General features: G+C 34.3%; 5 protein-coding genes. All 5 read left to right on the top strand.

Annotated features, from left to right (window positions below):
- Positions 1–642 (top strand): Ig-like domain-containing protein (locus UIB65_RS09615; RefSeq protein WP_330041230.1); only part of this gene is annotated, 642 nt, incomplete at its 5' end.
- A gap of 210 nt (positions 643–852) precedes the next feature.
- The gene (locus UIB65_RS09610; protein ID WP_330041227.1) at positions 853–1524 is read left to right on the top strand and encodes a zinc ribbon domain-containing protein; all 672 of its coding nucleotides are present in this window, start codon (positions 853–855) and stop codon (positions 1522–1524) included.
- Positions 1525–1534: 10 nt separating this feature from the next.
- Positions 1535–2980, top strand: a complete 1446-nt coding sequence (locus UIB65_RS09605; RefSeq protein WP_330041225.1) for a hypothetical protein — start codon at positions 1535–1537, stop codon at positions 2978–2980.
- 27 nt (positions 2981–3007) lie between these two features.
- Positions 3008–3604, top strand: coding sequence for a carboxypeptidase-like regulatory domain-containing protein (locus UIB65_RS09600; RefSeq protein WP_330041223.1), 597 nt, complete (start codon positions 3008–3010; stop codon positions 3602–3604).
- A 263-nt stretch (positions 3605–3867) separates the two neighbouring features.
- Positions 3868–8121: an Ig-like domain-containing protein gene (locus UIB65_RS09595; RefSeq protein WP_330041221.1), complete on the top strand. Its 4254-nt coding sequence runs from the start codon at positions 3868–3870 to the stop codon at positions 8119–8121.
- Positions 8122–8396: the final 275 nt, after the last annotated feature.

Here is an 8396-nt window from a genome sequence, read left to right as displayed (position 1 = left end):
TTGTGTATAAATAGTATTAGTTTATATGGAGGAAGTGAAATGGAAAACAGAAATATCATTGTAATTTTAATTGTGATAATTGTTATTCTTGCCGCTGCAATCGGATTTATGCTAGTAAAGCCAATGCATGCAAAAGAGCCGACAAAAATCAAAGTAACCAGCAATAAAACTTTAAATGAGGGAGATAATTTCTCAGTTAAGCTGACTGATTTGAACAAAACTCCATTGTCCAAAGAGAATCTCAACATCACAGTCAAAGACAGCACAGGCAAGGTTGTGGCAAATAAGACAGTCCAAACCAATGACAAGGGCAATGCAAAGATGGATTTGAACTTGAAAAAAGGCAACTATGATGTTACGGTGAGCTATGGTGGAAATGAAAACTACACCGGAAACAACACAACGCAGAAATTGACAATCAAGGAAAAGGTCAAAGAAACTGTTAGTCAATCCTCAACTTCCGGTGCTGGTGGTTATGATAAGTATTCTCCACAGTATGGTACCTATATAAGGCAGTATACTGATTCTAATGGCATTCAGCATATTGAGGGTGCTAATGGAATGCATGAAAGTTATAATCCTCGCACAGGTGTGTTCAGTGGTGTGGATAGTCATGGCAATACATACCGTAGCAACATGTGATGAGTAATTGTCCATGAATGATTTCTGTAGGCGCAATTCTGCCTACAAATATTCCTTTTTTTTTAGAAAGAACATAATTGCATTTATATCTTCAGCAAGGAATGGATAAGATAATCCATCGATTGTTCCATACACCATTTAAATACATTAACTATATTATTAATTATTAACAAAATTACAACATACTTATAGATTGGTGGTGGAATGTTTATGGATAAAAAATATTGTGACCAATGTGGACAGGAATTGAATATCTCGGCACAATTCTGTTCGGCTTGTGGTGCCAGTGTACCTTCTGTAGAAAAAGAAACTGTTGGAAATAAGGTGGATAAGATTATAGATAAAACCAAATCCGGCGCCGGCGGTTCATCCAATGTTAAATTTATACTCATCGGGATAATTGCGGTGTTGGCGGTGCTGATTTTAGTATTTGCATTTTCTGCAGGAGTAATCGGTTCCGATGCAGTTGATGTTACAAGTCTTTCTCTTGATCACAAATATTTCTATGCCAATGTGGTTTCAAGCGGAACAGTTGATGAACGGCCAATTACAGGTATCATTAAATTTAGTTTCATGCCAAAGGAATATCTGGAACGCGTAACAGGCATCGGTTTGAAAAATATTGAAATTTCCTATTCGGACGGTCAGACACAAAAGGTGGGTTCAGGTGTTTTCAACGGGCATGAGAATATTTACAACCCTCATCAGGAATATTCCTATTCCATGAATTACGTTGTGAAACTCTACACCAAAGCTGATGATAACATTGATGCTTACTATAAAACCAATCATATTAAGGCAGACATTGTTGTAAACACGACCGGTGAAACAAATAAGGTTATCGGCCACATTAATCAGGATGTAGTTCCACCAAGCAAATGAGGTTAAGACAATGAAGAAGATAATAATATTTCTAATGTTTTTATGCGTATTATTGTCTGTTTCGGCAGTAAGTGCAGCAGACAATGTGACTGAAAAAATAATCTCAATTGAAAACGATAATTCTAATGAAATTATTAATGTAAATGCAGCAGATTCAATTGAATATAATGTTGTATCTGTATGTGCTGATGATAATTTAACTGTTAGTGAAATAGATGATGAATTACGTGAAGGGTCATATTTTAGGGAAGGACCTGACGGTTATATAGATAGTTATGATAAGACTTTAACACATAAAAGTTCAACTAAATACAGTGTCAGGCTTGTTGGAGGCTCTCCAAGTGGCGAATCTGTTTCTTTTATAGTTTATAAAGGAGATTCAGGTGCCCATGTGGGAACATATCGTTCCATTGCAGATTCCAATGGTTATGCTTACTTGAACAAAGATTTGGATCCGGGCAAATATTGGGTTAAGATGCTTTCAGACAATTACGGTAGTGTTTACAATACTCTTACTGTAAAAATCAATGGGTATAGGGATGCAAAAATTGATATAACAGATACATATTATAAGTATGGTTCTGGTGATGTTATTTTTCATTGGGAAGGTTATCTAAAAGGATATTTTAACATTTATAAAGGAAACAAACTAATCCATAAAAAACTGATTTATCCTAATGCTTCAAAAGTACTCACTGACGATGATTTTTCACAATATGTTTATCTAACAAAAAAACTTGCATTGGGAACATATGCTGTAAAAATTACCAACACTAATGGAAAAGTTATAAAAAAAGCATCATTTAAAGTTACTAAAATGCCAACCTATATTTATAGTCCCAATGTTAAATTCACATCAGGTGGAACAAAACACTTAACTGTCAGTGTATATAATAAAATAGATGATGATTCAGCATCAGGGTCAGTTAAAGTTGCTATTGATGGCAAAACATATAAAGCTAAACTTAATGATGGTGAAGCCAACATAAAAATAAAAGTTCCATCCAAAACCAAAACTTATGTATGCAAAGTTTCATTTTTAGAAAACAGTAAATTCAAAAGCAGTTCAAAAACATTCAAATTAATTGTTAAAAAACCGGTCACTAAAAAAATTAAGAAAACAACTAAAAAGTCAACCATTAAGAAAAAATCTAATTCAAAATATGTTACTTTAAAGGTTAAATACCATAAATTCATTTCTAAAACAGTTAAAGGGGACCGTGTATTTTCCTATTACACAACAACAAATGGTCAATATTCTCCAGGAATTTATATTGAAGCATGGGGAGGTAGTACCCCAAGCAGTCCTAAACACATCAAACTGACCAAGGCCACATTCTTCTTTAAGAAAAGTAATGGAAAAATCGTTACAACAACCAAATCTCCAAGATATGGTATGATAAATTGCAAATTAAATGGATATACTCCATATAAAGTTAAAGTATTCTATAAATAATTAAAATTATATTTCAGAGGTGTTATAATGGAAAACAAAAACATAATAATTATAGTATTGATTGTAATCATTATTGCTCTTTTAGTTGGAATTTTTGCAACTATGCCACATGCAAATAAACAGGATACCAAATTGACTTTTAAAAGTAATTCCACAATCACTGAAGGCGATTCCATCAAAATTCAGTTAACCGATGCCAATGGAACAGGAATTGCCAATCAAACTGTTAATGTAACCATTACCGATAAGGATAAATCCAGTGATTATCATTCAGTCGAAACCAATGATTCAGGTATTGGAACATTAAACATTAATAAAAACGCTGGAAACTATACCATAACTGTTAGTTATGCTGGAAATGACCATTATGCAGGATGCAATGCAACTAAAGAAATAACTATTGACAAAAAAGTTGTAGAGGCAGAACCTACCAGCTCAGGCAGTAGTGGCAGTGATTCCTCATCATCCAAGGACAATAATGCCATATATTATGACAGTAAATATAATATTTACTACAATGGCGAAGGAATAATTGTTAATCCAGATGGACGTCACGGCCAAAGTGAAGGAAGCCGGTATAGTGATGTTAAGGCATTTTATGATAGTGGCGTGGGAATGAAATAATTAATTATTGGGTGCAATTTTGCATCTATCTCTATTTTTTTTTATTTTTTTTTGTATAAACGTTCATCATCCAGGATATGCTTATTTTTGCAAGTTGTCATGCTAGTTTGTATTAACGATTAATATTTTAAACTGTTGCATATGTAACTGTCAATTTAATTATCTATAAAACTAATAATTCAATTACTTCTCCATGACCGTAATAAATTAATAGACTATTTTGGATAAATATATATCAATTAAAAAGTTTTGGAGGAAAAAGTTTGAGATATAAAAAGATAATGCTATTGGCAATATTATTTGTAAGTCTGCTGGCGGTTTCGGCAGTAAGTGCCACTGACAATACTTCATGTGATGCCGTTGGTGAAAAAACAACTGATGAAGCTGTAAGTGTGGAAAATGATGAAAATGGAAATATTTTAAAAAAGACAAGTGAAGAAAATAATGCATTGACACAGGCAAATAACGCTGAAACTGATTCACAAATACTGAGTGGAGGCGAAGGCACTTATAATGACTTAAGAGATGAAATAGGTTTTGGTGGAGATATAAACCTGACCAAAAGCTATTACTTCTATGACGGTGGAGACACCATTGTCATCGCAAATCCTGGTGTAATCAACGGTAATGGTGCAGTCATTGACATGAACAATTCAGTTCGAGCATTTTATGTAGAATCCTCTGGTGTAACATTTAAAAACTTAACTATTAAAAACGCCAATAATCGTGACAGTGGTGGAGCAATTTACTTTAATATCTCTGCTGTTTCCGGTACTGTTATAAATTGTAATTTTATTGATAACCTTGTTAGTTATAATGGTGGTGCTCTCTTCTTTGACGGTTTTGGTTATATAGCAGATTGTAATTTTGTTAATAACAGAGTAACTGATCCTTATGGTAGTTATGGTGGTGCTATCCACATGTTTTCTGGTACTGTTGAAAATTGTAATTTTACAAATAACAGTGCTGAATACTCTGCAGGTGCAATTTGGTTTACTACCAAGGGTGATGTAAGAAATTGTAATTTTGATGGTAACTCTGCTAACTATGCCGGAGCTATTGAATCTGATAATGGTCTATGTACTGTATCAGATTGTAATTTTATCAATTGCAAATCTTATTGGGATGGAGGTGCAATTTTCTGTTCTGGCGATGGTATTGTTGAAAATTGTAATTTTACTGCTAACTCTGCTAAATATGGTGGGGCTATTGTAATTAATTGTGCATATACTGTATCAAATTGTATCTTTATTAATAACAAAGTTGAAACAGGTGGTGCTCTTTACTTCGGAGGTGTTGGTGAAATAAATAATTCTACTTTTGTTAATAACAAAGCAGATGACAGTGGTGGTGCTATCTACCTTGTTGATGGTAATATATTAAATTGTAATTTTACAAATAATTCTGCAGGATTCGCAGGTGGTGCAATTTGCTTTTACGGTAATGCCAATGTAATAAATTGTAATTTTACTTGGAATAATGCGGTTAATGGTTCTGCAATTTGCTTCTGGAATACTGAAAGCCATACTGTTTCCAATTCTATTTTCTTAAATAATAGAGCGGATGCAACTTATAATGGCATATCAATAGAGAAAGATGGGACTAATATTAAAATAACTTTTAGTGGTGCGGATAACCTTTTAAATGCAATTTATTCTGATAATGAAGTTAGTTTCACCAATGTAACTTATTGGGGTGCAGATGGCATTACAAACACAGGTAAGGATACTACTAAACCATCTCTAAGTGATAGGGAAGCAGGTCAGAATATAACTGTTTTAGCAGAGGTTAATGGCATTCCTGTTTTAATTCCAACTAAAGTCACAGATAAAAATGGTGAAGTTGTTTTAGACATTCCTGAAGGCGATTATATAGTTACTGCTCGCCACTATTCAGATTCTTACTATACCCTAGCTGAAAAAACAATTTCAAACTTGACATTCACCGTGAATGTCACCTCACAGGAAACCACCAACAGGACAGTTAACATCACTGCAAATTCAGATATTTACAGTGAACGTGTTGCTGGTAAATTACAATTTATCTTACCAAACGGTGATAGGATTGATGCAACTTATGGTGGTGACGGACTCTGGTGGGCAGAACATACATTTGATAATTTTACAACCTATCAGGTCAATGCAACATATGACGGATTGGACAATGTCAATGTCAGCAATGCAATAATAACTATTACTCGGGCAGATTCAAAAATAACATTGGATAATATTACTTTGGAATATGGTGAAATCAGGAATGTTACCGTAGAAACTGTGGGAGCTGCCAAAATCACTGCCAGCATCAACGGCGCTAACGTTACTGTTTTAAATAATTTCACCATTCAGATTTCTGATTTGAGCATTGGCAATTACACATTAACAGTTACAACAGTACCTGATTATGATCACAATCCCGTTACCGAAACTGCTAAAATTACTGTGAATATAGCACATACTGAAATTACAGTTGACTCTCCGACTGTTGACATAAAAGTCTTTGATGAAGTTCCTTCAGGAGCTGCTTTGACTCCTGCAGATGCAGGTAACTTAACCTACAAATCAAGCAATGAAACAGTCGTTATAGTTAAAGATGGTAAAATTAAAGCTCTTGGCAAAGGAACTGCCACTGTCACAGTTTCATTTGCAGGCAATGAAAATTATACTGCCGCCAAAAACATGACAATAACAGTCAATGTCGATTTTGTTGATGCCAGCGTCAGCGTAAACAACTCAACTTTGGATTTAGTTGCAGATGATAATTTCACTATTGTTGCAACAACTGATCCTGCCGGTTTAAATGTTACTTTTGTTCCTGATAATTCTGGTGTTGTCAGCGTTGATGAGAATGGTGTTGTCACTGCACTGAAAGGTGGCACAGCAACAATTTCTGTTAAAGTTGGTGGTGATGGTGTATACGTTGAAAATTCAACTACTGTTACTGTTACGGTAAGTAAAATACCTACTGAAATCAAAATTAACAGACCTTCAAGGGAAATGTATGTAGGTGTAATGGGTCATGTTGCAGCTGAGTTAATTCCTTCCAAAGCAGGAAATTTAACTTATGTTTCAAATGATACTGGTGTCGTTAGTGTATCATCAGCTGGCGTTATTAATGCTAATGGAGCAGGAACTGCTTTAATTACTGTTTCATTCAATGGAACCGACAAATATGCTGCATCATCTTCAAGTGTTAATGTACTGGTTAATAAGGCACCTGCTGGAATCGGTGCAAATGATTTGGAACTGACAGTTGGAGATAAATCCAAACTCGTTTATGTATTGCTGCCTGAAAACGCTGAAGGAAACATATCCTTTGCAAGCAGCAATCCAAGTGTTGTCAATGTCAGCTCCACCGGTGAAGTCACTGCAGTTTCGGTAGGTACAGCAAACGTTACAATCACATTCCCTGGAAATAAAAACTACGAAAAAAGCAATAAAACAGTAAAAGTCAAGGTGGATATGGCAAATTCAACCGTAAGCATCGGCCCATCAGTATTGGATTATGGAAATTCCCTAAACATCACTGCAGATACAGCAGGCGCTAAAGGAATTACTGCAAAAATCAATGGTGGTGATGTCAAAGTTGACGGATTTACAATTGAAATTCCAGTATTGGATGTCGGAAGCTACACTTTAACAGTAACAACAATACCTGAAGAAAACTACAATGCAGTCAGTGAAAATGCCACAATTACTGTCAGGAAAATCAATTCAACATTAACAGTCAATGACCTTACATTTGATTACACATCCAAAGGAATTACAACAGCAACATTTATCGGTGCTACCGGCATCAAAGCTGAAGTTGTAAACCAATCCGAAGCGGTTGTTAATGTTAACGGCAGCAATATATCTGTTTCAAATTTGAATGCAGGAACATACACACTATCAGTTACCACAATTGCTGATAGCAATCACAATCCTGTTACCAGAACAGCAAAAGTCACTGTCAACAAGCTCAAAACACAAATAACTGCAAAATCCATTGCTGCAACATACAATGTAAACAAAAATCTCCTAATTACATTAAAAGACAGCAAAGGAAATGTATTGAGCGGTGTTAATCTAAAGGTCATGTTGAAAGGTACAAATGCATACAGGACTGACAAGAACGGTCAGATAAAAGTGTCCACAAAGGGCCTTGCACCTAAAAAATACACTGCAAAAATAACCTTCAACGCAAACACAAACTATGCAAAAACAACCAAATCAGTTAAAGTAACAGTCAAAAAGGCAACTCCAAAATTGTCTGCAAAAGCAAAAACATTTAAAAAGTCTGTAAAAACCAAAAAATATAGTGTAATCTTAAAAACTAATAAAAATAAGATTATTAAGAATGTAAAACTCACCCTTAAGGTCAACAAGAAAACATACACAGCAAAAACCAACAAAAAAGGTGTTGCAACATTCAAAATAATCAAATTGACCAAGAAAGGTAAGTTCGCAGCTGTTGTCAAGTTTGCAGGCAACAAATACTACAATGCTAAAACTGTAAAACCAAAAATTATTCTTAAGTAGATGGAACTTCATCTACTCTTTTTTTATTTTTTCCCTACATTTGCTTACCTGATTGCACTATTTTTTATATCTGATTTAATTTGCTTTAATTCGTGATTATTTATTCGACTGTTTTGGAGGCAACTGTCAGGATATTCATGCATCCTTTTGATTTTGTGCATTATTTTCATTGCCGAAAATGTTAATATTTAAGTTGTGTATAAATAGTATTAGTTTATGGGGAGGAACTTAAATGGAAAACAAAAACATAATCATAATATTGCTTGTGATAATTG

It is taken from the genome of Methanobrevibacter sp., assembly GCF_036307625.1.
GTDB lineage: Archaea > Methanobacteriota > Methanobacteria > Methanobacteriales > Methanobacteriaceae > Methanocatella.
Note: the sequence above shows the minus strand (reverse complement) of the source record. Positions and strands in the feature narration are given on the sequence as shown.

Bases quoted from the DNA above. Each gene is read 5' to 3' on its own strand.
- UIB65_RS09610 (WP_330041227.1), top strand. From the start codon at position 853: ATGGATAAAAAATATTGTGACCAATGTGGACAGGAATTGAATATCTCG.
- UIB65_RS09605 (WP_330041225.1), top strand. From the start codon at position 1,535: ATGAAGAAGATAATAATATTTCTAATGTTTTTATGCGTATTATTGTCT.
- UIB65_RS09600 (WP_330041223.1), top strand. From the start codon at position 3,008: ATGGAAAACAAAAACATAATAATTATAGTATTGATTGTAATCATTATT.